The organism is Psychromonas sp. SR45-3 (assembly GCF_014163575.1).
Lineage (GTDB): Bacteria > Pseudomonadota > Gammaproteobacteria > Enterobacterales > Psychromonadaceae > Psychromonas > Psychromonas arctica.
In genome coordinates, this window is sequence record NZ_JACJDP010000001.1 from 104658 (window position 1) to 129613 (window position 24956).

At 39.3% G+C, this 24956-nt stretch carries 18 protein-coding genes; 12 read left to right on the plus strand and 6 right to left on the minus strand.

Features of this window, described 5'->3' with window-relative positions:
- Window positions 1–53: 53 nt before the first annotated feature.
- The 12 genes from H5084_RS00465 to H5084_RS00520 all read left to right on the plus strand — a co-directional run bounded on the left by H5084_RS00465 (window position 54) and on the right by H5084_RS00520 (window position 13923).
- Window positions 54–2033, plus strand: coding sequence for a TonB-dependent receptor domain-containing protein (locus H5084_RS00465; protein ID WP_182689190.1), 1980 nt, complete (start codon window positions 54–56; stop codon window positions 2031–2033).
- Between the two features lie 109 nt (window positions 2034–2142).
- Entirely contained in the window at window positions 2143–3063 is a 921-nt protein-coding gene (locus H5084_RS00470; RefSeq protein WP_182689191.1) for a siderophore ABC transporter substrate-binding protein, read from the plus strand.
- A gap of 72 nt (window positions 3064–3135) precedes the next feature.
- A complete protein-coding gene (locus H5084_RS00475; protein WP_182689192.1) occupies window positions 3136–4092 on the plus strand; it encodes an ABC transporter permease in 957 nt (318 codons plus the stop codon).
- Complete coding sequence (locus H5084_RS00480) at window positions 4085–5035, plus strand: iron chelate uptake ABC transporter family permease subunit (protein WP_182689193.1); 951 nt, start codon at window positions 4085–4087, stop codon at window positions 5033–5035. The genes H5084_RS00475 and H5084_RS00480 overlap by 8 nt, the downstream gene beginning before the upstream one ends.
- 11 nt (window positions 5036–5046) lie before the next feature.
- Window positions 5047–5805, plus strand: coding sequence for an ABC transporter ATP-binding protein (locus H5084_RS00485; protein WP_182689194.1), 759 nt, complete (start codon window positions 5047–5049; stop codon window positions 5803–5805).
- Between the two features lie 566 nt (window positions 5806–6371).
- Entirely contained in the window at window positions 6372–7106 is a 735-nt protein-coding gene (locus tag H5084_RS00490) for a ribonuclease activity regulator RraA (protein WP_028868031.1), read from the plus strand.
- A gap of 121 nt (window positions 7107–7227) precedes the next feature.
- A complete protein-coding gene (locus tag H5084_RS00495) occupies window positions 7228–8193 on the plus strand; it encodes a tripartite tricarboxylate transporter substrate binding protein (protein ID WP_182689195.1) in 966 nt (321 codons plus the stop codon).
- A gap of 52 nt (window positions 8194–8245) precedes the next feature.
- On the plus strand, window positions 8246–8728 hold the full coding sequence (locus H5084_RS00500; protein ID WP_182689196.1) for a tripartite tricarboxylate transporter TctB family protein: 483 nt from the start codon (window positions 8246–8248) through the stop codon (window positions 8726–8728).
- A 3-nt stretch (window positions 8729–8731) separates the two neighbouring features.
- Window positions 8732–10243, plus strand: a complete 1512-nt coding sequence (locus H5084_RS00505; RefSeq protein ID WP_028868034.1) for a tripartite tricarboxylate transporter permease — start codon at window positions 8732–8734, stop codon at window positions 10241–10243.
- Window positions 10244–10310: 67 nt separating this feature from the next.
- Window positions 10311–11888: an aldehyde dehydrogenase (NADP(+)) gene (locus H5084_RS00510; RefSeq protein ID WP_182689197.1), complete on the plus strand. Its 1578-nt coding sequence runs from the start codon at window positions 10311–10313 to the stop codon at window positions 11886–11888.
- 98 nt (window positions 11889–11986) lie between these two features.
- A complete protein-coding gene (locus H5084_RS00515; protein WP_182689198.1) occupies window positions 11987–12928 on the plus strand; it encodes a 2-hydroxyacid dehydrogenase in 942 nt (313 codons plus the stop codon).
- 284 nt (window positions 12929–13212) lie between these two features.
- A complete protein-coding gene (locus H5084_RS00520) occupies window positions 13213–13923 on the plus strand; it encodes a FadR/GntR family transcriptional regulator (RefSeq protein WP_028868037.1) in 711 nt (236 codons plus the stop codon).
- 277 nt (window positions 13924–14200) lie between these two features.
- On the opposite strand, the gene H5084_RS00525 is transcribed toward H5084_RS00520, so the two are convergent.
- From H5084_RS00525 to H5084_RS00550, 6 genes are all read right to left on the minus strand, one after another.
- Window positions 14201–15154, minus strand: a complete 954-nt coding sequence (locus H5084_RS00525; protein ID WP_182689199.1) for an NADPH:quinone reductase — start codon at window positions 15152–15154, stop codon at window positions 14201–14203.
- A 186-nt stretch (window positions 15155–15340) separates the two neighbouring features.
- Window positions 15341–16288 (minus strand): alpha-E domain-containing protein, encoded by a 948-nt coding sequence (locus H5084_RS00530; protein ID WP_182689200.1) that lies wholly within the window; start codon window positions 16286–16288, stop codon window positions 15341–15343.
- 4 nt (window positions 16289–16292) lie between these two features.
- Entirely contained in the window at window positions 16293–17744 is a 1452-nt protein-coding gene (locus H5084_RS00535) for a circularly permuted type 2 ATP-grasp protein (protein WP_028868040.1), read from the minus strand.
- Between the two features lie 45 nt (window positions 17745–17789).
- Window positions 17790–18668, minus strand: coding sequence for a transglutaminase family protein (locus tag H5084_RS00540; RefSeq protein ID WP_028868041.1), 879 nt, complete (start codon window positions 18666–18668; stop codon window positions 17790–17792).
- The gene (locus H5084_RS00545; RefSeq protein ID WP_028868042.1) at window positions 18665–21184 is read right to left on the minus strand and encodes a circularly permuted type 2 ATP-grasp protein; all 2520 of its coding nucleotides are present in this window, start codon (window positions 21182–21184) and stop codon (window positions 18665–18667) included. The genes H5084_RS00540 and H5084_RS00545 overlap by 4 nt, the downstream gene beginning before the upstream one ends.
- Window positions 21185–21300: 116 nt before the next feature.
- The gene (locus tag H5084_RS00550) at window positions 21301–24612 is read right to left on the minus strand and encodes a DUF2126 domain-containing protein (RefSeq protein WP_182689201.1); all 3312 of its coding nucleotides are present in this window, start codon (window positions 24610–24612) and stop codon (window positions 21301–21303) included.
- Window positions 24613–24956: the final 344 nt, after the last annotated feature.

A 24956-nucleotide genomic window follows, 5' to 3' on the forward strand; every position in this document is an offset into this window, starting at 1 on the left:
ATGCAATGTTAAACCAATTTATTACTCATCATTATTTCAGGACGAGATAGAAAATGAAAAATTCTGCACCATTTCAACGTAAACGCATCGCAATTATTATTAGCTCATTATGTTCAAGTTTAGCCTTTTCTGTACAAGCAGAAGAACCCAAGGTGAGTACTTACGAAACCGTTGAAGTGTGGGGAACACAAATCAATAATGATAGCTCCCTATTAAGTAATGATATTGAATCTAAGCAAGCAGATCATATCAGTGACTTGTTACGTGACCAACCGGGTATTGATGTGGGTGGTTCACATGCGCTTAATCAATCGATTAATATTCGTGGTGTCACTGAATCTGACTTAAATATTACTATCGATGGTGTTGATCAAAGTAACAACGTATTTCACCATGTTGGTAACCTATTAATTAATCCAGATATTGTTAAAGCGGTTGACCTAAAATTAGGTAGCAACTCTATTATTAACAGTGGTCTTGGTGGGGGCGTTGCCTTTGAAACCAAAGATGCTGATGACCTATTAAAAGACGGTCAAAAGTTAGGAGCAAGAGTTTACGGTGGTTATGCAGATAACGATTACTACACTTACTCTGGCACTGTCTACTCTCGTTTAAATGAGCATTTTGATATGCTCGCTTATTACAGCGCGATAGATCGTAATAACCCTGATGATGGTGATGGCGTAGAGCAAGTAGGCCAAGAAGGAAAAATGCAAAATGTACTGCTTAAAGCAGGTTTTGATATTAATGATTCAAATCGTTTAGAGCTAAGTTACGATTATTATAATGATGACGGTGATTACACCATCAAATCCAATTTAGGTGCAGGTTACAGCCATGATAATTTAATTTATCCAATTGAATACACACGTGAATCGATTGCATTGAATTATGAATTATCGTTAACCAATACAGAAGTGCATTCAACTCTCTACAGCAATGAAATGAACTACAACCCAGATCGTCGCGATTACGGTAGTACAAACGACGAAGGGATCACCAATAACATTGGCTTTAAGGTATTAGCAGAAACTTACCTTGAAACCGCAACTATTGAACACACTGCTCGCTATGGTATTGAAGGTCAGCAACAAGAGTCAGAGAAAAAAGTTAACGGCAGTCGTTCGGGCGAGAAAGAGTCAATCGATAGCTATGCAGTTTATGTTGAAGACGAAATACAGTTAACTGAAAAATTATCTGTAACACCGGGTGTTCGTTACGATCATCATGCCATGGACGCCAACTCTTCTAATGATACTTTCAAAGAAACCAGCTTTGCATTAGCAGCTAAATACTTGATTAATGATCAATGGACTGCACGCGCCAGTGCCACTGAGTTATTCCAAGGTCCTTCATTACCGGGTTCATTCCTGAATGCTCCTGAAGTTATCAACGAAGACTTAAAAGCAGAAACAGGTGTTAACTATGAGTTAGGTTTATCATTTGAACAGCAAAACCTAGCAGGATTGGATAGCGTAGGTTTCTCTGTAAGTGTATTTGAAACCAATATTGATGATTACATTGATAACTCTACGACAGGTAAAACAGGTATTGAAAACTTAGGTGACGTGCAAATTCGTGGTGTGGAGTCTTCAATTAACATGCGTAAAGGTGAGTTCACAAGTCGCTTAACTTATGCTCATTCAGATTCTAAATATACCTCAATCAACGCCAATGCAACGGGTGCACCAACTAAAGGTGAAGCCTTAACTAATGAAGTGGGTGATAGCTTCTCTTTAAACCTAGGTTATGCCATCCCTGCATTAGATGTATCACTTAATTGGACCAGTATGTTGACTTTAGATTTGCATAAAGATGTTGACGCTGATGTCGCTAAAGAAGGTTACGACGTACATGACCTTTCTATTCAGTGGACGCCAAAACAAGTAGAGGATTTAACCATTACCGCTGGGCTTGAGAATATCTTTGATGAAACTTATGCGTCACATGCTTCATACAATAATTCAATTAATGGCTACACAGATTTTGAACCAGGTAGAACAGTAAAATTAACTGCATCTTACCTCTTCTAATTGAAAAAATGGTCTCGATAACTTATCAACCATTATAAACAATAGAACCCAGTTTAATCACTGGGTTTTATTTGTAATAGATCCACACTAAAGAATAGGAATAAAGAACATGACCTTTGGTAAAATTTTTTTTCACGGATTATTAAGAGTAATACTGTTAGTGGCTGTTACAAGCCCTGCTTTTGCTACCACTTATGAACACAGCCTAGGAACCGTAGAGATAAATGGGGTGCCAAAACGAGTAGTTATATTAGGATTCGGGAGCTTAGACTTTGTGGATGCATTGGGTGTTACCCCTATCGCGATGCCAAAAAGCTTACTACCAATCACATTAGAAAAATACAAAGCAGATAAGTATGTCGACACTGGCACGTTGCAAGAAGTTAACTATGAGACTCTGTTTACGCTAAAGCCTGATTTGATTATCGCTGAAGGACGAATGGCTAAGCTTTATCCCGACCTTGCAGCGATTGCACCAACTTACCTATTTCAGGTAGAAGCTAAACACTACTGGGAGTCAACGCAAAAACATTGGCTTAACCTAAGTAAAATATTAGGAAAAGAAGAGAAAGGTGCGCAGCTTATCGCCGATATACAAAATCGTATTGATAAAATAAAACAAAAAACGCAACGTACTCCTTTAAAAGTACTCACTGCTATGAGTAATGGTAGTAATATTACTTCATTTAGTCCAACTAGTCGCTTTTCATTTATTTATGATGAGGCTGGCTTTATGCCATCAACTTCTGGCAATGTCGCTTCAAAAAATCATACTCACGGTAACTTAATTTCCTTCGAATATATTGCAGATGCTCAGCCTGATGTGCTGTTAATACTGGATCGAGACCAAGCTATTGGCAAAGCAAGTGGCCAAGCACAACAACTATTTAATAACGCATTGGTGAATTCAATTCCTGCTGCAAAAAATGGCCGTATCATCTACCTTGATACTACAGCTTGGTACTTAGCTGCAGGTGGTTATCGCTCAATTAAACAGATGATACTCGACCTTAATAATGCCATCCGTTAACGATTAAAATATGAACGGCTTGATAGGTTTGCTTAAACTCGCAACCTTTCAAGCTCTTCAATGTAGATAATAATGAAGTTTACCCACTTTTTCGCTATTGCCATTTTACTGGCTCTTACCTGCGCATCACTAATGGTCGGCGTTGCTGATTTTTCATTGAGTGATATATTCCATGCGGATCCACACGCTCTTAGTATATTAACAACCAGCCGCTTACCGCGATTATTAGCAATTATGTTAGCCGGAGCAGGTTTAAGTATTGCAGGTCTGATCATGCAGCAGATTGTACAAAATCGATTTGCAGCACCTTCCACAACCGGCACCATCGATTGGGCAATGTTTGGTTACATGGTCGCATTGGTTGCATTTGCAAAGATGAGTAGTTGGGTTCATTTATTAATTATTTTTGCATTCTCAGTGTTTGGCACCATCTTGTTCATACATTTTTTACAACGCTTGAAGTTTAAGAGTACGGTGATGGTGCCCTTAATTGGCATTATGTACGGCAATGTTGTTTCTTCCATGACTACCTTTATCGCCTACAAATACGACTTAGTTCAATCCTTAAATTCATGGACAGTGGCCAATTTTGCTTCTGTATTACGCGGTAACTATGAATTCCTTTATATCGCCCTACCTGTTGCCGTCTTAGCCTATTTTTATGCAAATAAATTCAGTGCCGCCAGCGTCGGTGAAAGCTTTGCAAAAAATATAGGGTTAAATTACCAGCGTATCATCATGATTGGCGTTATTTTAGTGGCACTGCTTTCTTCTTCAGTGGTGATGATTGTAGGTATGATCCCGTTCTTGGGGTTAATTGTGCCTAACATCGTTTCGCTATTTATTGGTGACAATATGCGTCGTAACCTGCCTTGGACTGCTTACGTTGGTGTGGTGCTTGTACTGAGTTGTGATATTTTAGGTCGCCTGATTATTTTTCCTTATGAAATCCCTATCTCGATGATCATTAGCCTTTTAGGTGGTGCTGTGTTTATTTATCTGATCCTACGGGACAAGTCTAATGCGTGATCCTATTAAGCTATTCATTATCGGCGCTATCGCATTTATCATTTGCGCGCTTTTTTTAGGTAAAGGGCTGACCATCGATAATTATCAGTTTTTCTTATCACGCCGGATCCCAAAGGTATTGGCCATTATTTTATCAGCGATGGCCATTGCATCTTCATCGCTGATTTTTCAAACCGTCACCAATAATCGAATCCTTACCCCTTCGATTCTCGGTTTTGATTCCTTGTATGTCATGATCCAAGTTTTATTAGTGGCTATATTCGGTGGTTTTAGTGCCGTTGTCATTGATAGTGAAATGAACTTTTTACTATCAACTAGCATCATGACATTTTGCTCAATGGTCTTATTTCATTTTTATTTTAAAAGCCGACAACGCAATATATTCACCCTGTTATTAATTGGCGTAGTACTCAGCAGTCTGTTCAATAGTGCGACTGGATTCTTTACCATGGTCATTGATCCCGATGAATTTACCTATATTCAAGATTCAATGTTTGCCAGCTTTAATAATATTAATGCAGAGTTAGTTTACTGGTGTGTAGTGCCACTTTTACTGTGTTTTGCTTATCTAATTAAACTCGCTAATAAACTAGATGTGATGTGGTTAGGTATTGATAACGCAACGAGCTTAGGGGTGGATACACAGAAATTAACCATGCATATTATGTTTGTTATCACTTTAATGGTTTCAATTTCTACTGCATTGATCGGCCCAGTTTTATTTTTGGGCTTAATTGTAGTGGCATTAACACGACAATTATTTCGCACTTATCAACATCAATTTCTACTACTCGCAAGCGCTTTAGTTTCCATTGTGATGCTCGCAGGCGGACAATGGATGGTTGAAAACCTATTTAATTTTAATACCACCATTAGTGTGATCATTAACTTCCTCGGTGGCGGTTATTTCCTATTTTTATTAATGAAACATAAATTTGATTAAGGTCTAGTCTCGTGATCACAGTTAGCGGATTAAGTAAAAAATATAACGATAAATACGTTGTAAGCAATGTCGATGCTCTTTTCCCTCTGGGTAAAGTGACCAGTATTATTGGCCCTAATGGCGCAGGGAAAAGTACCCTACTGTCAATGGTTAGCCGTTTAACAGAAAGTGACGCAGGGCAAGTCATGATTGCGGACAAACCATTAAATCAGTGGGACAGTGCGAGTTTAGCAAAGCGATTATCGGTATTAAGACAGTCTAATAATATTAATATGCGCTTTACTGTACGTGAACTAGTTGCATTTGGCCGTTTCCCTTATTCGCAGGGCAGACTCACAAAGGAAGATAACAACTTTATTGACCGTGCAATGATTAATTTAGACATTACTCATTTGCAGGATCGCTATATTGATCAATTATCCGGCGGGCAACGGCAAATGGCCTTTATCGCGATGGTTGTCGCACAGGATACTGATTATGTTTTTCTTGATGAGCCCTTAAATAATCTTGATATCAAACACTCGGTAGATATCATGAAAACACTAAAGAAATTAGCAAAAAAACACCATAAAGCAGTAGTCATAGTGATCCATGATATTAACTTTGCGTCTTGTTATTCCGATAATATTATCGCCATGAAACAGGGAGAACTAATTAAAAGTGGTACCGTGTCAGAAGTCATTCAAGAACAGGTACTCAGCGAGATCTATGAAATTCCCTTTAAAGTACAGGAAGTAGAGGGTAAGCGTATTTCACTTTATTATAGTTAAGCCTTTTTTAAGGTAAAAAACGACTAAAAACCCTTATCTATTTCAACAAATAAATATCTATGTCTATGTCTATGTCTATGTCTACCTAATAACATAAATTTAAATCAATTATCTTCAATAACTAATAAGTGCTGCAATTAGTATTGCCGCACTTATTAGTCGATCCCACAATCCTCGATATCTTCAAAAAGTACAATAATCACTAACGGCAATATGAATGCTAATAACCCATTAATGTAATACTTCCCCTCCAAATAGTTGTAATAATATGTAAAAAAAATAAAACAACAAAAATACCTATATCTAAATCTATTATTTATCCTTAAATTCCACAATAAAAACAAATTCCATCAATATCAACAACTTAACTAAAATAAAAACAGTTATCATTATGAATTATCACTTAAAAATAAGGATAAAAGACAAACATGCGCTATATCTCATTATTTAAGAAAGTGAGATATTGCGCCTAAATTAGTAAATATTAGTAATAATTAGTTTGAATTGTCCTTTTTTTAGTCATATCTTATTAATGGTCAAACGCCATACACACAAGGGGATTATTAATGAGTAATGTAAATAGCATTCAAGAATTAGATGAACAAATAATAAACAGATTCCGTAAAGTTTCTACAGCGACTTTACATACCGCTCTTTTTAAAAGAGGGTTGCGTAATACCTTCATCCAGAATGTCAGCCGAGTTAACAAAAAGAAAGTAAAAATGGTTGGGCAAGCATACACATTGCGCTACATACCAGCTCGTGAAGACCTTGATACGGTTGCCGCTTTCAAAGATCCGCAACATCCACAAAGGGTCGCAGTAGAAACAGTGCCTGAAGGCATGATCCTAGTTTCAGACTGTCGCCAAGATGCATCTGCAGCAAGTGCAGGCAGTATTTTATTAGCTCGATTAGAATTTAGAAAATGTGGTGGTTTTGTATCGGATGCCGGTATTCGCGATTTTGATGACTCATCAAATATGGACTTACCTATTTTTTGCGCCAAACCTAGCGCACCTACAAATTTAACCAAACACCACGGTGTTGAACTTCAAGTTCCTATCGGCTGTGGCAGTGTTGCCGTTTACCCTGGCGACGTATTAGTGGGCGATGGCGATGGAGTAATGGTTATTCCACTTGAAATTGCTGAAGAAATATCACTTGAAGCAATAGCAATGGAACGTTTTGAAGCATACGTGATTGCTAAAGTACGCACTGGCAGCAAAGTCATCGGTCTTTACCCACCAACAGACAAAGTATTAGAAGAATATAACCAAACAAAATTAGCTGAGGCTAATTAATTCAAGCAGCTTTTCATTTATTAGTACAAACAGTGACCAATATTAAACAGAGTGGATCGTTTATTTATATATTTCATTTATTGTTTAATTATCAACCGTTTTATAAAAAAGGAAAATAGTTATGTTATACAAAGGATTAAAAAATAAATTAATGTGTGCATTAGGAGCTTGTATTCTTAGCTCTTCAGTCATAGCAGCAGACTTCCCATCAAGAGATATTCGTTTAATTGTTCCTTGGGCAGCAGGTGGTGGTGCAGATGGTATTTCACGCAAGATCAGTAATATTGCAGAGCAAGGTTTACCTAAATCTATTTATGTTGAAAACATCAATGGAGCCGTTACAGCAACTGGCTTAATGCAAATGACGCGAGCACGTCCAGACGGTCAAACAATTGGGGTTTTAACCTATGACAGTGTGATCACTCTGCCACGTGGAAAAATGGTACCAGGTTACTCTCTCGATAAAATGTCACTGATTGCACGCATCACAAAGGAAGCAGATTCCATTGTTGTTTCTAAACAGTCCGGCTTTAACAGCTTTGAAGAGCTGATTGCGGCGGCAAAAGCCAAACCAAATACAGTACGAATTGGCGTTGCACCAAAAGGTTCAGGTCCTTACTTAGCGGTACATCGGTTAGAAAAACTTACCGGTGTTAAATTTAACGTTATTACTTACCCTGGTTCATCAAGTGCAGAAACAGAAGCATTATTATCAGGTGAACTTGATGGTGCAATTTCAAGTTTAGGTGATTTCAGCGGCATCATTGAATCAGGTGATGCTAAAGGTGTTATTGAATTATCCTCTGAACAGAATCCTTCTTTCCCAGATGTCCCACCAATCAGTACCCTCGGTTATCAACTAGAAACAGGTAGCTTTATATTATTAGCCGCGCCTAAAGGCACGCCTAAAGACACCATTGCGATTATTGAAAATTCATTCAAAAAAGCTTACGACAGCACTGAATTTCAAGAGTGGATATTAAAAGTGGGTGTTACACCTAGCTGGTTAGGATCTAAAGATGTGCAAGCTTGGGTTGACGAACTTCAATCTAGTACGTTCAAAGAGATGGATGCATTAGGTCTATAAGGACTTAGTAATATACGCCTCACGTAAACACTGAGGCGTAAATGGAGGGGTTATGCTTTTAAACAAGAATGTAGTATTTCATTTTTTACTTTTTTTTCTATCAGTCGGATATTTTGTGATTGCGATCAATTTAGGGGCTCCATTTGTTAATAATGGATTGCAACCATCCTCTTTTCCTTTGCTTGTTGGTCTTTTTGCAATGATGTTCAGTTCAATTTTGCTGTATAGAGAAGTGAAATTAATGAAAAGTAAGGCTTCTTCTTTAGAAGACGACGCTCAAACAGATAATGCTTTATCAGGGAAAGGCCGATTTGCACCACTTGCGGTGATGCTATCAATCTTTTTATATATTTTGCTATTTTCACCTCTAGGCTACTTTTTCTCATCTATTTTATTTGTTTTATCAATCATTATTATTTTTTCATCACTGGAAAAAGTGCTTCAAAAAATAGTGATATCAACAATCATAGTCTCCTTTGGATATCTGGTATTTGAACAGATGTTTGGTGTAAGACTTCCGACTTTATGGGGATAGACCATGGAATTTATTAATCTTGTTTTAGGTAGTTTTTCATTATTGCTCTCTCCTCAAATTCTTCTTTATGTGGTTGCAGGGTTTCTGATTGGTACTATCTTTGCCTCAATTCCTGGATTAACGGCAACACTTGCATTAGCTCTTTTACTACCACTTACCTACAGCCTTGATGTATCCACTGCACTAATGGCATGTGCCAGTATTTATATGGCAGGTATGTGTGGAGGGAGTATTACAGCAACCACCATTAACATTCCAGGTGCACCTTCATCGATGATGACTGCTTTGGACGGCTACCCAATGCAGTTACAAGGTAAAGGTCCTTTAGCTTTAGGCCATGCAGCCTTTGGATCGATGGTCGGTGGAGCATTAGGAGCCATATTGCTGATCGTACTCGCGCCCTTTGTAGCAGAGGTTGCATTATTAGTTAAAACAACGGGTAAGTTTTCATTATTAGCCTTTGCAATTGTAGTGATAGTGATTGCACAGCGCGGCAAAGTAGTTAAAGCGGGCATGGCTGCCTGTATTGGTTTGATGCTGGCAACGGTCGGGTTAGATGCAATGGAGCCAATGACTCGCTTTACTTTTGGTTCTAGCGAACTCACTGCCGGTCTAGATTTAATGCCAATGATTATTGGTACATTTGCAATCAGTGAAATTCTGATCCAAGCAAAATCAAACGGTTGTGCCGAAAAAATGGTTGAGGCGTTAAAGAAAGTAACGATATCTCGCCGAGACTTTATTCCGCCTTTATCTGAAATACGTAAAATAGGGATAATGTGCTACCTAAAGTCTAGCCTTATTGGATATGCAGTAGGAACACTGCCTGGCGCAGGTGGTTCAATGGGTAGTTTCCTAGCTTATGCGGAAACAGTACGTACTTCCGATGAGCCTGAAACCTTTGGTAAAGGTAATCCGAAGGGTATTGTCGCCTCTGAAAGTGCTAATAATGCTGTATGTGGTGGCGCATTAGTACCGATGTTGACCTTTGGTATTCCGGGTGACCCAGTGACAGCCATTATGTTAGGCGTATTAGTGATCAATGGTATCCAACCAGGTCCACAGCTAATGGTAGGGCAAGCCGAGTTGATCGCTCCTATGTTAGCTTCATTACTATTTAGCGCACTAATATTGATCCCATTAACCCTATATTTACTCGGCCCATACTTTATAAAAATAGTCGCAATCCGCAAAGATGTTTTGTACGGCATCATCGCTTTATTAGCCGTGGTAGGTAGTTACGTTGCGACTTTCTCAACTTTTCAAATGATGATGTCATTGATTATAGGTATCTTAGCTTACTACTTAAGAAAACATGATTTCCCTGTGATCACTTTGCTTCTTGGATTTATCCTTGGCCCTAACTTAGAAGAATTTTTAAGACGCTCATTATCATTATCAAATGGTAACCCGATGACATTCTTTACTAATTATGACAGCCTATTTTTTGTCATTTTAACCTTAGTCTTTGTGTATTTCTTAGCGATCAAGAAACCATTAAAAAAACCTTTTTAGGCTAATTCATCATCAATTAAATAAGGCTCAAAAGAGCTCAATATATTAACTACTTAGGAGAACAAAAATGGAATTAACTGGACGACTATTAATAGGTAAAAAAAGCGTCGCGATTGCCAATGCAGAAATCAGAGCAATTAATCCTGCAACAGGTGAATTGTTAGAGCCTGCCTATTATTCAGGCGGTATTGCTGAAGTCAACCAAGCATGTGAATTAGCAACCCAAGCCAGTATCGAATTTCGTAATACCTCTTTAGAAGAGCGCGCTGTATTCCTCGAAACAGTTGCAGAAGAAATCATCGCGATTGGAGACCCGTTAATAGAACGAACCATGCTTGAAACTGGACTACCGAGAGCGCGCATTGAGGGTGAGCGAGGCCGTACCTGTGGGCAGTTACGATTATTTGCTTCAGTAGTACGTGCTGGCGAATGGCTAGATTTACGTATTGACCCAGCAATGCCAGATAGACAGCCATTACCTCGCCCAGACTTACGTTTACAAAATATCGCATTAGGCCCAGTGGCGGTGTTTGGCGCAAGCAATTTCCCATTAGCATTTAGTGTCGCAGGGGGTGATACCGCTTCTGCATTTGCAGCAGGCTGCCCTGTTGTGGTCAAAGCGCACTCGGCTCACCCAGGAACCTCTGAAATGGTAGGTCGTGCGATTCAATCTGCCGTTGCTAAATGTGGTTTAGCAGAAGGGGTATTCTCTTTATTATATGGTTCGGGAAATGAACTTGGACAAGCATTAGTCAGTGACTCACGTATTAAAGCTGTAGGCTTTACAGGGTCGCGTAGTGGAGGCCTAGCATTAATGAATATCGCGCAATCTCGTAAACAACCGATCCCTGTTTATGCAGAAATGAGCAGTATCAATCCTGTTTTCTTATTACCTCAAGCACTTCAAGCACGCTCAACTGAGTTGGGTGAAGGCTTCATCGCTTCATTGGCGATGGGCGCAGGGCAATTTTGTACCAACCCAGGGCTGGTTATTGCGGTCGGAGGAAAGGCACTTGAAGATTTTTTAACAACAGCAACAAAAGCAATTAATAATGTTGCAGCCCAAACCATGCTAACACCTGGCATTCATCAAGCTTATCAACAGGGGGTAAGCGCACTTGCTAATAATCAAACAGTTGAATCAAAAGGGTATGGGATCAGCAGTGATCAACCAAACGGCTGTCAGGCAGGGCTATTTATTACCACTGCAGAAGATTTCTTAAAAGATGAAGCACTACGTGATGAAGTATTTGGTTCAACGTCTTTAGTGGTTGAATGTAAAGATATCGAGCAAATGCTTTTAGTGGCTACGGAGCTTGAAGGGCAATTAACGGCGACATTACAAATGGATGATGCCGATCTAGAAGTGGCTACTGCATTATTACCAACACTAGAAGAAAAAGCGGGTCGAGTCATGGTAAATGGTTGGCCAACAGGTGTTGAAGTTTGCCATGCAATGGTACATGGAGGACCATTCCCTGCAACATCAGATTCACGAAGCACTTCCGTAGGAAGTGGTGCTATCCAGCGTTTCTTGCGTCCAGTATGCTACCAAAACTTACCGCAAGTGCTACTTCCAAAAAACCTTCGAGATGATAATCTAAATGCCACGTCGCATTTACTAGATGGTAAACGTATCAATTAAAAAACTTTATCATAATACTAAAGCCTGATACTTATCAGGCTTTTATCCGTTGTATTTTATCTCAAAATCAAGCATGTATCCTATTAAGGAATATATTAATGAAACCAAATATATTGGTACTTCGCGCTCTTGAAGCAAAACAAATGGCCAAACTAGAGCAGAATTACACATTACATTTTTTCAACATGACAAATCCTGTAAAGCAATTGCCTGAACAAGTTGCAGCGTCCATTATCGCAATAGTCACTAGCGGTACAATTGCCTTAACAACTGATCTTATTGAGCGATTACCAGCTCTAAAAATCATCTCATCATCAGGTGTGGGCTACGATGCTATCGATATTGAATTATGCAATATACGTGGCATTAAAGTATGTAATACTCCAGGGTTAATGACCAACGATGTCGCTGATATCGCCATAATGTTAATGCTTGCAACCCGTCGTAGATTAATGTTTGGTGACCAATGGCTACGCAGTAATCAATGGGCAGAAAAAGGGCCAATGCCTTTAACCTCTTCATTGACAGGAAAGAAACTAGGTATTGTAGGCCTAGGACGAATAGGCCAAGCGATCGCTGCTCGAGCACAAGCAATGCAACTAGAAATTGCTTACTTCGGTCGTCGTAAACAAAATAATTGCGATTATCAATATGAAAGCCAATTAGTTGACCTCGCTAAATGGGCTGATATTTTAGTTGTTTGCTGCCCGGGCGGTAAAGCCACCGTCGGGCTTATTAACAAACAAATACTTATCGCACTAGGTAAGCAAGGTACTTTAATTAATGTAGCAAGGGGATCGGTAGTGGATCAGGCTGCGTTAATAGAAGCGCTTGCTGACAAAACTATTGATAGTGCGGGGCTAGATGTTTTTGCTAAAGAGCCTTGTGATGGCGATATTTTTAAAGATTTAAATAATATTGTTTTATCACCACACCATGGTAGCGGAACTGTAGAAACGAGAGCGAATATGTCACAAATGGTTGTAGATAATTTAGAAGCCTATTTTTCTGGTAAAGCTTTAATAACACCGGTTAATTAAATAACCATGACCCAAGATAATGGTCGGAAAATAGCGTTCATTAAACAACTGGCTACGATCAATAAATATTAATCAATAAAATGATATAATTTTTCTCTAATAAAGCTAATAGCAAACACTGATGGAAACGTTAACACTATTATCGTTTGTGTTAACCATTAAGATTGCTCTGCTGCGCAGTGGAATTAGCATTGCATCACAATACTATCAACACCTTAAAGGCAAATATTAGTACTGTGCTAGAGTCAATAAAGAATAAATAGCTGGACGCTGGAAAACAACTTATGAGCAAAACTAACTACCTACCCAAAAGCCATCAACAGTCATTGGGTGCGATCGTTTATGAACAAATACTGACAGCTATCATAGAAGGGGTTTATGAGCTCAATACAAAACTCCCTGCAGAGACGCAATTATGTAAAGACTTTAAAGTTTCTCGCCCAATTCTTCGTGAAGCTTTAGCGCGCCTTCGAGAAGATGAGTTAATTACTTCACGTCGAGGCTCAGGTAGTTATGTAATAAAAAAACCTGATAGTGATGTGTTAAAATTTTCTCCTCTTTCTAGTATTGCAGATATTCAACGCTGTTTTGAATTTCGAGCTAACTTAGAAGCTGAAGCAGCGGGGTTAGCGGCAAGCAGGAGAACTAATCTACAGCTTGAAGTCATTCTAGATGCCTATGAGAAAATAAATATAGCTAATGCGTCTAGTAAATTGGCTACCGATGAAGATTTCAGTTTTCATTATGCAATTATCGATGCAGCCAATAACTATTTTTATAGTACCGTTCTGAAATCACTGGAAAAGAGTGTCAAAGAAGGAATTAATATCACCAGAAATTTATCATTACGCCACCCCCCTTCCCGATTAGAGCTTGTACAACAAGAACACCTAGCAATTGTAGACGCAATAAAAGCAGGAGATGCAATAGCAGCAAGAGACGCAATGAAGAGCCACCTCAATAATGCCCGTACTCGTATGTTTGATGGCGTTTAAGGAGAGGGTTTAGGGATTAGCTTCTGAATCTCCTCCATTAGCTGTACTTTATACTATGAACTTTAACCCACACTCTGTTCTAAAGTACAAAATCAATGATCTAAGTGACAGCAATAAATTAAGCATAAATGTTGAATTAAAAGAAAAAACGACCTGAGATTACGTTTTAGTCCATAAAAACTAATCTCAGGTCGTTAGTAAACAGACCAAAAATTGCAATTATATAACGCCTCTTTTTCAAAATAATTAAACTTTTATTGCTGAATTCAGGACTTAATTATTCTTGAACGTTAATAACAATATTGCCCGTTGCACCAGATCCCATTACTGCAATATGTGCCTCCGTTGTCTTAGCCAACTCAAAACGTTTCGCAATGACGGGGCTAATATCGCCTTTTTGCGCGGCGGAATACAAGCCTTCATGTATTAATGCGACTTGTTCTGGGTTTGCATTTGCTAGCGCGATGCCCATTATACAAGCATCTTTAGCCATCAAATCACGCGGATTTATTTCCACTTGGCCGCGACTACCAATGACCACTACCCTGCCATTAACATTGAGCAGAGGTAAATCATCACCTAGATTTTGATTAGCGAGCATTTCTAAAATAATATCAACTGCGCCAGCCTCTTTTACGCTTTGGTAATGTTCAGGATCATGATGATTAACAACCAGATCTGCGCCTTGCTGCTGTAATAATGCTCTACCTTGTTCAGAGCTCGCACTTGCAAAGGCTTTACAACCAGCTGCTTTAGCTAACTGTAAAGCTGCTAGACCAACACCACCACTGGCACCATGAATAAAGACCGTCTCTCCTGCTTGACAATTTGCACGAATAAACAAAGCACGCCAAGCGGTGGCATAAGGAGTGCCAAGGCATGCACCTTGTTCAAAACTGAGGCTATCAGCTAAAGGAAAAACTTGATCAGATGTTGCTAATGCAAACTCTGCACTGGTACCTGTTTTAGAGCCCGAACAATAAACACGCTGACCAATCTTAAAACCAGTGACTTTACTCCCTAACGCAGTAATAACACCGGCAGCATCTTTGCCTGGGGTGTGAGGGAAAGTAGCAGTATAACCATTGCTTCCAGCAGCGATATAAGTGTCAACAGGGTTAACCCCTGCCACTTTAACTGCAATTAAAATATCCTCATCTGCAACGCTTAAGTCAGCACATTGAGTCAAGGAAAGTGGATCGCCATGGTGATGAATTTGAATCGCTTGCATAAAATAATCCTATGGTTGCAGAATAAAGGGAATTTTTACTTAGAATGAAAATTTCAAGGGCAGACAACGAGCCAAGCACTTGGTAGCATCTGTCTCTATTTTCATGCCTGAGAAGTGAGTAGCAGGTACAAGTACCTTGTGCTTTATTGATCGCACAAGGTTCGCTCACTGTTTTAATAAAGTGACTTATTCAGCCGTTTCAGTTAATTCAGGTGCTTTTAAGAAATACAGTTCAGCGAGCTGATTATGTACACCAGCTAATTTAAGCTGTATTTTATCCACATAATCATGCAGATCACCATTCTTTAGCATTCTCACATCTTCATTTTTTAAACTGTCACATACCTGATCAATGAGCTTAATTAACTCCTCAGAATGAATAATCGGTTGCATCATTTTCTTTAATTCATTTAAACAAAATAAAATCGAACGAGGAAAGACTTCGCTGTGCATTATAAACTCTATTACATCAGCCCGTTGTACACGCACTCCCATTTGCTGACGATACATTTGATATGCACTCATTGAACGTAATAAACTGATCCATTGAATATTTTCAAAGGGTTTACCTTCTTCATTAGTGATCAGCGTTGCAGATCGAATATCTAGAATACGTGAGCTCATGTCTGCACGTTCTATCATTAAACCAAATCGACTAAACGTATAACCCTGGTCATGATTAAGGGTGGCATCTAAAGTACCAAAGATCATATGCGTTGATTCAATGATCTTTTTTAAGTAAGCAAAGCGTCCGCGCTTGCTCAGCCCTTCATTTTGATTATCTTTGACATAATAATATAAAGAGTTTATTTCTTCCCACACATCTCTTGGTATTACATCTCGAATAGTACGCGCATTCTCTCTAGCATTAATAACAGAATTCAGAATAGATGAATTATTATCGTAGCCGATTAATAAATAACGTAATGCCTTTGATTCTGAAAAGTCAGTATGATTTTCTTGATAGGCTTGACGCATACCAATAATATCAATTAAAGGCTCCCAACCAGTACTCACCCCTTTAGGTAGATCCATGATCAGCATATTATTAACATTAATTAAACGTGCTACATTTTCTGCACGTTCAATATAGCGAGACACCCAATATAAAGTTTCACATACTCTTGATAGCATATTATTACGCCTCCTCGTCAACAATCCAAGTATCTTTACTACCGCCACCTTGTGATGAATTCACCACCAGCGAGCCTTTGTTCATAGCAACACGTGTTAATCCACCTGTAGTGACCTGAGTATCATGCCCTGATGATAAAATAAACGGCCTTAAATCCACATGTCTTCCATCGGGTTCTACTCCATCCAATGTAGGCACGGTGGATAAGTCTAACGTCGGTTGAGCAACCCAATTACGAGGATCTGCTTTAATTTGAGCAATGGTTTCTTGTTGTTCTTTCTTGGTTGACTTGGGACCAATTAACAAACCATAACCACCTGACTCATTGGCAGGTTTAACCACTAATTTATCAATGTTTTTAATCACATAATCACATTCTTTTGGATCCAAACACTTGTACGTAGGCACGTTTGCTAATTTCGCATCTTCACCTAGGTAATATTTAATCATTTCAGGCACATAGGCATAAACTACTTTATCATCGGCAACGCCGGCACCCGGAGCATTGACTAATGCAACATTACCTTTTGCCCAAGCACGCATTAATCCAGGTACACCTAATTGAGAGTCCGGTAAAAATGCTTCGGGATCTAAAAATAGATCGTCTATGCGACGGTAAATAACATCAACTCGCTGCAAACCAGTGATGGTGCGCATATATACGCAATCGTCTTTCTCTACGACTAAATCACGCCCCTCTACTAACTCACAACCCATCTCTTGTGCTAGATAACAATGTTCAAAATAAGCTGAGTTAAAGACACCTGGCGTTAAAACAACCACTTCAGGTTTATCCTGTGGACGAGGTGACATAGCTGCTAACATATCAAATAATTGTGATGGGTAATCATCAACAGGTAGGATCGAGACTTGATCAAATAATTCAGGGAAAACACGCTTCATTACCGACCGATTTTCAAGCATATAAGAAACACCAGATGGGACACGTAAGTTATCTTCTAAGACATACATGGTGCCGTTGCCATCACGTACTAAGTCAGAACCACAAATATGTGCCCATATTTTGTTAGGAGGGTTAACCCCTACACATTGCTTGCGGAAGTTAACTGACTTTTCCAATAGACCTTTTGGAAAAACCCCATCTTTTATTATTTTTTGGTCATGGTATAAATCATCAATAAATAAGTTAAGCGCTTCAACGCGTTGTTTTAAACCTACCTCAATACCTTGCCATTCTTTTTTACCAATAGTGCGTGGAATAATATCAAAAGGCCAAGCTCTATCGATCATATTGCCTTCATCATAGACGGTGAAGCTGATCCCCATTTCTTTAATCGCTAAATCAGCAACTGCCCGTGCTTTGACTAACTCTTCATTTGATAAACTCGAAAAAAACTGAGCTAATTGATTGCCGTGTAATCTCACGTTCCCTTTAGCGTCAATTAATTCATCAAAAAAACCATTTGTTTGATACGCTTTCCAATCAATTCCCATACACTTCTCCACCTTTTGATTATTAACTCATATAAAATATTAAAATTACTCTAATCGAATCATATCTACCGCAACGTCTAGCAATTGAGATCCGCCACCAAATACAACGCCTTTTAAAGGGGTTACATCGGAAAAATCTCGTCCTACTGCTAAGGTGATATGTTGGTCTGTGGGTACTACATTATTGGTAGGGTCAAAATCAACCCACCCAAAATTAGGCAAATAGACGGCAAACCAAGCATGGGTCGCATCAGCACCTTCTAATTTTTCTTCACCTTCGGGCGGCATGGTTTCAATATATCCACTAATATATCGCCCCGCTAACCCAACACTTCGTAAACACGCGAGCGCAAAGTGTGCAAAATCTTGGCAAACGCCCCTTTTTTGTGCAAAAACAACGCTTAAGGGCGTACTTATCGTTGTAAAACCTGGGTCATAATAGAACTCATGAAAAATTCGTGCCATTAAGTCTTTACAACCTTCAATTAAGTTAACATCGGGTGCAAATGATACCAGCGTATATTCTTTTATCCCTTTCTCCAGCGGTGTGAGCTGAGAAGGTAATACAAATTCAGAGGCCCTTAATAGCTCCATGGTGTTAGCACTTTCCAGCAAATCTCGTACTTTTATCCATAGCATATCAAAACCATTTATATTGGCCTTGGCATCCGTTAATAGCTCAACCTCACTGGTCATAGTGACCTTAAGCGTCTTATGTTGTGTTGCAACCTCAAAAACAGTCACATTATTATTAAAATAATCAGTAAATTGCTGTAAATAACTGGGCGGTGGAGAGATATCAATACGGCTATGATGACAGATTTGCCCGCGATCCGTTTTTGGCGTCAAGCGAGCTTGATTCTGACATATACTGACATAATCAGCATATTGATAAGTAGTTGAATGTTTTATTTTATATTTCACGATTGAGCTTGCTCAATGTTGGTCCAATTTAATTTATGGGACGTTTTAGTATGTGTGAAGTACTGTAATAACAATACATCACAGAAAGTATTCAAGTTCATTCGGATATTATGACTGAACTCTATCAATTGTTTACGCTTACCATCTTCTGCTTTCTGTAGGTAATCTTTTTCAGTCAAATAACAAGTGGTTTTAGACAGTAAAATCGCTTTCTCGTGGGCGGCAATTAAACCCGGTCGACGCTTGGTCGGTAAGTGCTGACAAAGCTGATTTATTTGCTCGAGTTGGAACAATAACGAACGAGGGTACTCGGCATCTAGCAATAACAACTCTAAGCCGGTGCCAATAGTTTGGTACATACGATAACGACGTTTATGCGTAATTAAACTCACTTGGCAGCTCAATACTGCTTCTAACAACCCTAATTCTTTAGGCGTATCCATCTCTTCAGTCAGCAGTGCTGAACTTAAAGAAGTGATTTGAATACTGCGTTCAATACGACGGCCAATCTCCAATAAAAACCAGCCATTACTATTAGGCATACAATCTGTAATCGAACCATTAAAAGCCATAATTGAACCGATCACTTTATCTAATATGCTTTGCATGGCACGTGTTGAGATATCTCGAGTAGTATTTCTTAACTGTTTAACTTGATCATTAATATCATCAATCATGCGTCGACTATCATGCGATAATAATTCTCTCGTTTGCAAAGCAGTATTCGACAAGTACTTAAGCGTATTAACAATACTTCCAGCAGATTGTTCATCGGCCAATAATTGAAACGCGACTTGTTTAGATAAAAGAGGGTCGAAGCCCTCTAATTTAGGCTCCTGTTCAATGTAAGGATAAACAATATGCTGCGACTTAATCGCGTTGGAGAAGCGCCCTACAATACTATGTCGTATTGCATCGGGGTAAATAGCCAACTCCGTATACCTATCAATGAAGATACGCAAAATACGCACCGTATTCTCGCACCGCTCCAAATAACGTCCGAGCCAAAATAGGTGCTCAGCAGTACGGCTAGAGATAACACCTTCTAATAATGCAACATCAGTTCTTTTCTTGATCGGCGGGGGCAACACAACGGCTTCTAGCTCGGTGTCACTTGCTGTGTTTATCCAAGTATCTTTGATCCAACCAGAAACACTCGGATCATTACTAATTTCATTGGAAAAACATAACGCTGAAGGTAATATTTCAACTCCATTCTCAGTAGTTAGGGCATAACATCTAAAAACCACTGGTTTAGATATCAGCTTGCCATTGTCCCAAAAAGGTGCGGTACTAAAAACGGGTTTATCTTGAAAATAATATTCTTCAGGTTTTGCTCTGATCAGCGTTTTTATTTTCTCTGCATCAACACTGCCATCAAGCTTCAAGCTTCTATCTTTATAACTCGCTAACTCTAATAGCGACCAATCTAAGGTTTTAGCTTTTTCAACATCATAGTAATTAGGCTCGGCAATCATCAATGGCTGTTTTAAAATATGTTGCGATAAATGCGTTAAATTACATTGCACAGCAGGAGAAGATAAAACGCCGCTTCCAAATGGATTTAATACTTTAACAGCACCTTCACGTACCGCTTGTAATAAACCAGGAATGCCATGTAAGGAATACTCCGTTTGCTCTAAAGAGTCGATACTGCGATCCGGTACCCAACGTACTATCACGTTAATTTTGCCTAAACCCTGTAACGATTTTAAACACACCTCGCCATTACGCACCGTTAGGTCTGCGCTTTGCACTAGGGTATAACCAAAATAAACGGATAAAAAGGCATGTTCGTTATAGTTAGGATCATCTGTTCCTTGGGTTAAAATAACCACACGAGGATCATCCATATATTGAGTATATTCATTGATCCCTTCTTGAAATATTTTCAAAAAGTTTTTGATTTGCTGAACATTACAATCAGCAAACTCTTCCGCCATCACACGTCGAGCGATAATACGACTTTCAACTAACAACCCCATCCCTAATGGGCATTGGCAATGATCCGCTAATACTTTAAATTCACCCGATGGTGCTCGGTAAATATCCAAAGCGGTAAAAAACAATTTCAATTCATTGCTTGGTAAGCTAAAACCCTCTCTTAAATAATTACTATTTTGATATAATTGTTGCGCAGGGATATGACCTTCAAGTAACAACTTCTGTTCGCCATAAATATCCTGCTGAATAGCATTTAAGAGTACTGTTCTTTGTTTGATCCCTTCTTCTAAAAAAGTCCACTCTGACTTAGAAAACATAAAAGGAAGTGGATCAAAATGCCAGCGCTTATTACTTTCAGGCTGCGTATTACCATTTTGTAATAACTGGCTTATTTCAACAGCACGGCTACTCAAATCTTCCGCAGTTAAGTTACCTAAGCGCTTAAATAATGTATCCCAATGTTCAGGATAACGCCCACCATGATTAGCCAGCTCATCATGAACATGGACCTTATTTAAATACAAAGACAGCCATTTAGGTAAGGCCGACATGGTGTGGTTTTTTATATACAATTTAACATTGCTCCGTTTTATCAAACATCATGATCAGCAGCAGTCATTAGATCTGTGATCATGAAATCACTCTACCTTAAACAATCAACAGGTAGAGTGACTAATGTCGCTCTCTTTTATTTAAAAGCAGGTTGGCGACGTAAATCCAAGGTATTTGGATAATCTTGGTTAACACTCTCTTCTTCCGGTACCACAAACTCACTGACTGAATTGGCGACTTGGAAGCTGTGTGTCACCGCAGATGGGCTCCAACTTGGTTGATCTGAAGGTAATAAAGAAGGGGTATGACCATGTTCCCAGAATCGAGCCACTCTTCTTCCTTCCGCTTCAAATGCATTTACAGGTAAGGTTTCAGGATTACGTCCACCCGCATGACTTACATGATAAACAAAGCCACCCACAGAGCGTCCTTCCCAAGTATCAATTAAATCAAACACCAGAGGGGCATGCACGCCAATAGTTGGGTGTAAAGCTGTTGGTGGTTGCCATGCACGGTAACGAATACCCGCGACACGCTCATCTTTGGCTTTACCTTTTACCACTTTAAGCGGAACTCGGCGGCCATTACAAGTCACTATATAACGGTCACTCATGGTACCTTGCACTTTTATCTGCACCCTTTCTAATGACGAGTCCACGTACCTTGCAGTACCCGAAGCACTGGCTTCTTCACCAAGTACATGCCACGGTTCAATCGCAGTTCTTAATTCCAGGGTAATATTATCCAACTCACGGGTACCACAAACAGGGAATCTAAATTCAAAGAATGGGTTTAACCAACTGAATTGGAATGCAAAACCAGATTGTTGTAAATCACGACACACTTCTGCCAAATCATTTTCAACATATTGCGGTAATAAGAATTTATCATGTAGCTCAGTACCCCAACGAACCAATGGTTTGTGGTATGGTTTTTTCCAAAACCAAGCTAACAAGGTGCGTAGTAATAACATTTGCACCAAACTCATTTGTGAGTGAGGAGGCATTTCAAAGCCCCTAAATTCCACAATCCCTAAACGCCCTGTTGCAGAGTCTGGCGAATATAACTTATCAATACAGAACTCAGCACGGTGTGTATTACCGGTTAAATCAACCAATAAATTACGTAATAATCGGTCAACTAACCAAGGTTCCGGGACCTCGCCTTCGGGCATATGTGAAAATGCAATTTCTAATTCATATAACACTTCATCGCGGGCTTCATCAACACGAGGCGCTTGACTTGTTGGACCAATAAATAAACCAGAAAATAGGTAAGATAACCCAGGATGATGCTGCCAATAAGTGATAAAGCTTCTTAATATATCAGGGCGACGTAAAAACGGACTTTGATCCGGCGTTTCCCCGCCTAAGGTCACATGGTTACCACCACCGGTTCCCGTATGGCGACCATCGGCCATAAATTTATCCGTCCCTAAACGTGCCTCTTTAGCTAACGCATATAAGGTAGTCATCCTTTCAACTAACTGATCCCACGATTTAGAAGGGTGAATATTCACTTCAATCACACCCGGATCAGGCGTAACCGCATACTTTTCAACACGGCTGTCTTTAGGTGGGTTATAACCCTCAATCACCACCGGCATAGACAATGCTTTTGCTACCCCTTCAATGGCAGTCAATAAACCTAAATAATGTTCAAAATGGCTAGTCGGTGGCATAAAGATATATAAACGACCATCTCGTACCTCTAATGCCATTGCCGTTTTAATCATTTCTTTACCAATAAAACCTTTTTTCAGCTTTTTAGGTTTAGAAAATTCTTCTGGAATATCAAAGGGGTCGCGGTCAATAATATTACTTGTCCACTCCAGGCTGTCTAAAGGTAAGCGATAACCCAATGGAGATTCACCCGGCAATAGGAAACAATGCCCGCGCGTAAATTCCCAAGTACAAGATTGCCAGCAATTTTTACCGCCATTCCATTGCAATGGCAGCACATAACCGACTGGTTTTTCTATGCCTAACTCCATTTTTTTCAAAAAGCCTTGGCGGCTCATGGCATGCAATAATTCAGGTTGTTTGGGACCAACTTCGGTAGGTAAAGACCCTTCTTGCCAGAGATGATAAAGAATATCTTCATAGGCAGTGGTCAATGCTTCTTTACCTAAACCTAACGCATCACTCAGCTTTTCAGCAAATTTCTTGGTATCCGTATGGTCTAATTTGTAGTCTTTATTGGGATCCGCTAATAAACTTGCATCTTTCCATAGAGCTACCCCATCTTTGCGCCAATAACACGCATACTGCCAACGCGGTAATGGCTCACCTGGATACCATTTACCTTGTCCATAATGGGTAAAACCACCTTGCGTGAATACCTTATTCATTTCTACAAATAAGTTTTGCGCTAACTGACGTTTTTCTTTACCGTCGGCTTCCGTATTCCATTGTGCATGTTCCATATCATCAATAGAAATGAACGTAGGCTCACCGCCCATGGTTAAATGAATACCTTCTTCATCGTAGGTTTTGTCAACATGCTGACCTAAACGATTAATAGCAGACCACTGTGCTTCTGAATAAGGTTTAGTCACACGTGGATCTTCATGCACACGCGTCACTTTATTGTAAAAGCTAAACTCTGATTTACAGTCGTCAATACCACCGGTAACTGGTGCTGCAGAACTTGGTTCAGGGGTACAGGCTAATGGAATGTGTCCTTCTCCCGCAAATAAACCAGAGGTAGGATCTAAACCAATCCAACCCGCCCCCGGAATGTAAACTTCTGCCCACGCATGTAAATCAGTAAAATCTTCTTCAGGACCACTCGGGCCATCCAGCGATTTTTGGTCAGAAGTTAATTGGATTAAATAACCAGAAACAAAACGAGAAGCTAACCCTAAATGACGGAATAATTGTACTAATAACCAAGATGAATCACGACAAGACCCGGTTTTTTTACTCAGGGTTTCATTGGCGGTTTGCACCCCTGGCTCTAAACGAATGCCATACCCTACTAACTCATAAATGGCCTGATTAACCGCCACTAAAAAATCTACACTGCGAAGCGGCTCTTTAGGTTGCAGCGATGCAACTAACGCTAGCATTTTAGGGCTGGCTTTACGTTTTTTTAAATAAGGTGCTAATTCCGATTTTGAAACGCTGTCATAAACAAATGGAAATTCTTCTGCATATTCTTCTAAAAAGAAATCGAAGGGGTTAATGACCGTCATTTCTGCGACTAAATCGACGGTAAAACTGAACTCTGTGGTGGGTTGGTTAAATACGACGCGGGCTTGATAGTTACCGAAGGGATCTTGTTGCCAATTAATGTAGTGATCTTCGGGTAATATTTTTAAGGAATAACTTTTAATCTTAGTGCGGCTATGAGGTGCGGGTCGTAAACGAAATATATGCGGCCCCATGTTAACAGAACGGTCATATTTATATTCAGTATGGTGTGAAATACCAACAGTAATGGTCATCGACTAATCCCCTTTCATAAATTACAGCTATATAGATAACATGAAAATCTTTCTTAGTATTGTATTTATTTTGTGCAATATTTATTCCACTTACTTAAACCATAAAAAACAAAGGTTTTAGGTTGATTAATCATCAAACAGCACAATTAAACAGCTAATATGCTCAATAATGGCTTTTAAAATAGCGAAGCTTTTTAGAAATGGTGCAGTGATGCACTAAAATAGCCCTTAAAAATCAAATAGACTAAAAATATTTTTGGCGAAAAAACCAGCGCTAGAACAGAAAAAAAACAATACATACAAGATTCTGTTTTATCTTTACCTTATCAAAGCGCTATAACTGC

What these genes read in the sequence shown, in the direction of transcription:
- H5084_RS00465 (WP_182689190.1), top strand. Translation starts at nt 54, where the DNA reads ATGAAAAATTCTGCACCATTTCAACGTAAACGCATCGCAATTATTATT.
- H5084_RS00470 (WP_182689191.1), top strand. Translation starts at nt 2,143, where the DNA reads ATGACCTTTGGTAAAATTTTTTTTCACGGATTATTAAGAGTAATACTG.
- H5084_RS00475 (WP_182689192.1), top strand. Translation starts at nt 3,136, where the DNA reads ATGAAGTTTACCCACTTTTTCGCTATTGCCATTTTACTGGCTCTTACC.
- H5084_RS00480 (WP_182689193.1), top strand. Translation starts at nt 4,085, where the DNA reads ATGCGTGATCCTATTAAGCTATTCATTATCGGCGCTATCGCATTTATC.
- H5084_RS00490 (WP_028868031.1), top strand. Translation starts at nt 6,372, where the DNA reads ATGAGTAATGTAAATAGCATTCAAGAATTAGATGAACAAATAATAAAC.
- H5084_RS00495 (WP_182689195.1), top strand. Translation starts at nt 7,228, where the DNA reads ATGTTATACAAAGGATTAAAAAATAAATTAATGTGTGCATTAGGAGCT.
- H5084_RS00500 (WP_182689196.1), top strand. Translation starts at nt 8,246, where the DNA reads ATGCTTTTAAACAAGAATGTAGTATTTCATTTTTTACTTTTTTTTCTA.
- H5084_RS00505 (WP_028868034.1), top strand. Translation starts at nt 8,732, where the DNA reads ATGGAATTTATTAATCTTGTTTTAGGTAGTTTTTCATTATTGCTCTCT.
- H5084_RS00510 (WP_182689197.1), top strand. Translation starts at nt 10,311, where the DNA reads ATGGAATTAACTGGACGACTATTAATAGGTAAAAAAAGCGTCGCGATT.
- H5084_RS00515 (WP_182689198.1), top strand. Translation starts at nt 11,987, where the DNA reads ATGAAACCAAATATATTGGTACTTCGCGCTCTTGAAGCAAAACAAATG.
- H5084_RS00520 (WP_028868037.1), top strand. Translation starts at nt 13,213, where the DNA reads ATGAGCAAAACTAACTACCTACCCAAAAGCCATCAACAGTCATTGGGT.
- H5084_RS00525 (WP_182689199.1), bottom strand. Translation starts at nt 15,154, where the DNA reads ATGCAAGCGATTCAAATTCATCACCATGGCGATCCACTTTCCTTGACT.
- H5084_RS00530 (WP_182689200.1), bottom strand. Translation starts at nt 16,288, where the DNA reads ATGCTATCAAGAGTATGTGAAACTTTATATTGGGTGTCTCGCTATATT.
- H5084_RS00535 (WP_028868040.1), bottom strand. Translation starts at nt 17,744, where the DNA reads ATGGGAATTGATTGGAAAGCGTATCAAACAAATGGTTTTTTTGATGAA.
- H5084_RS00550 (WP_182689201.1), bottom strand. Translation starts at nt 24,612, where the DNA reads ATGACCATTACTGTTGGTATTTCACACCATACTGAATATAAATATGAC.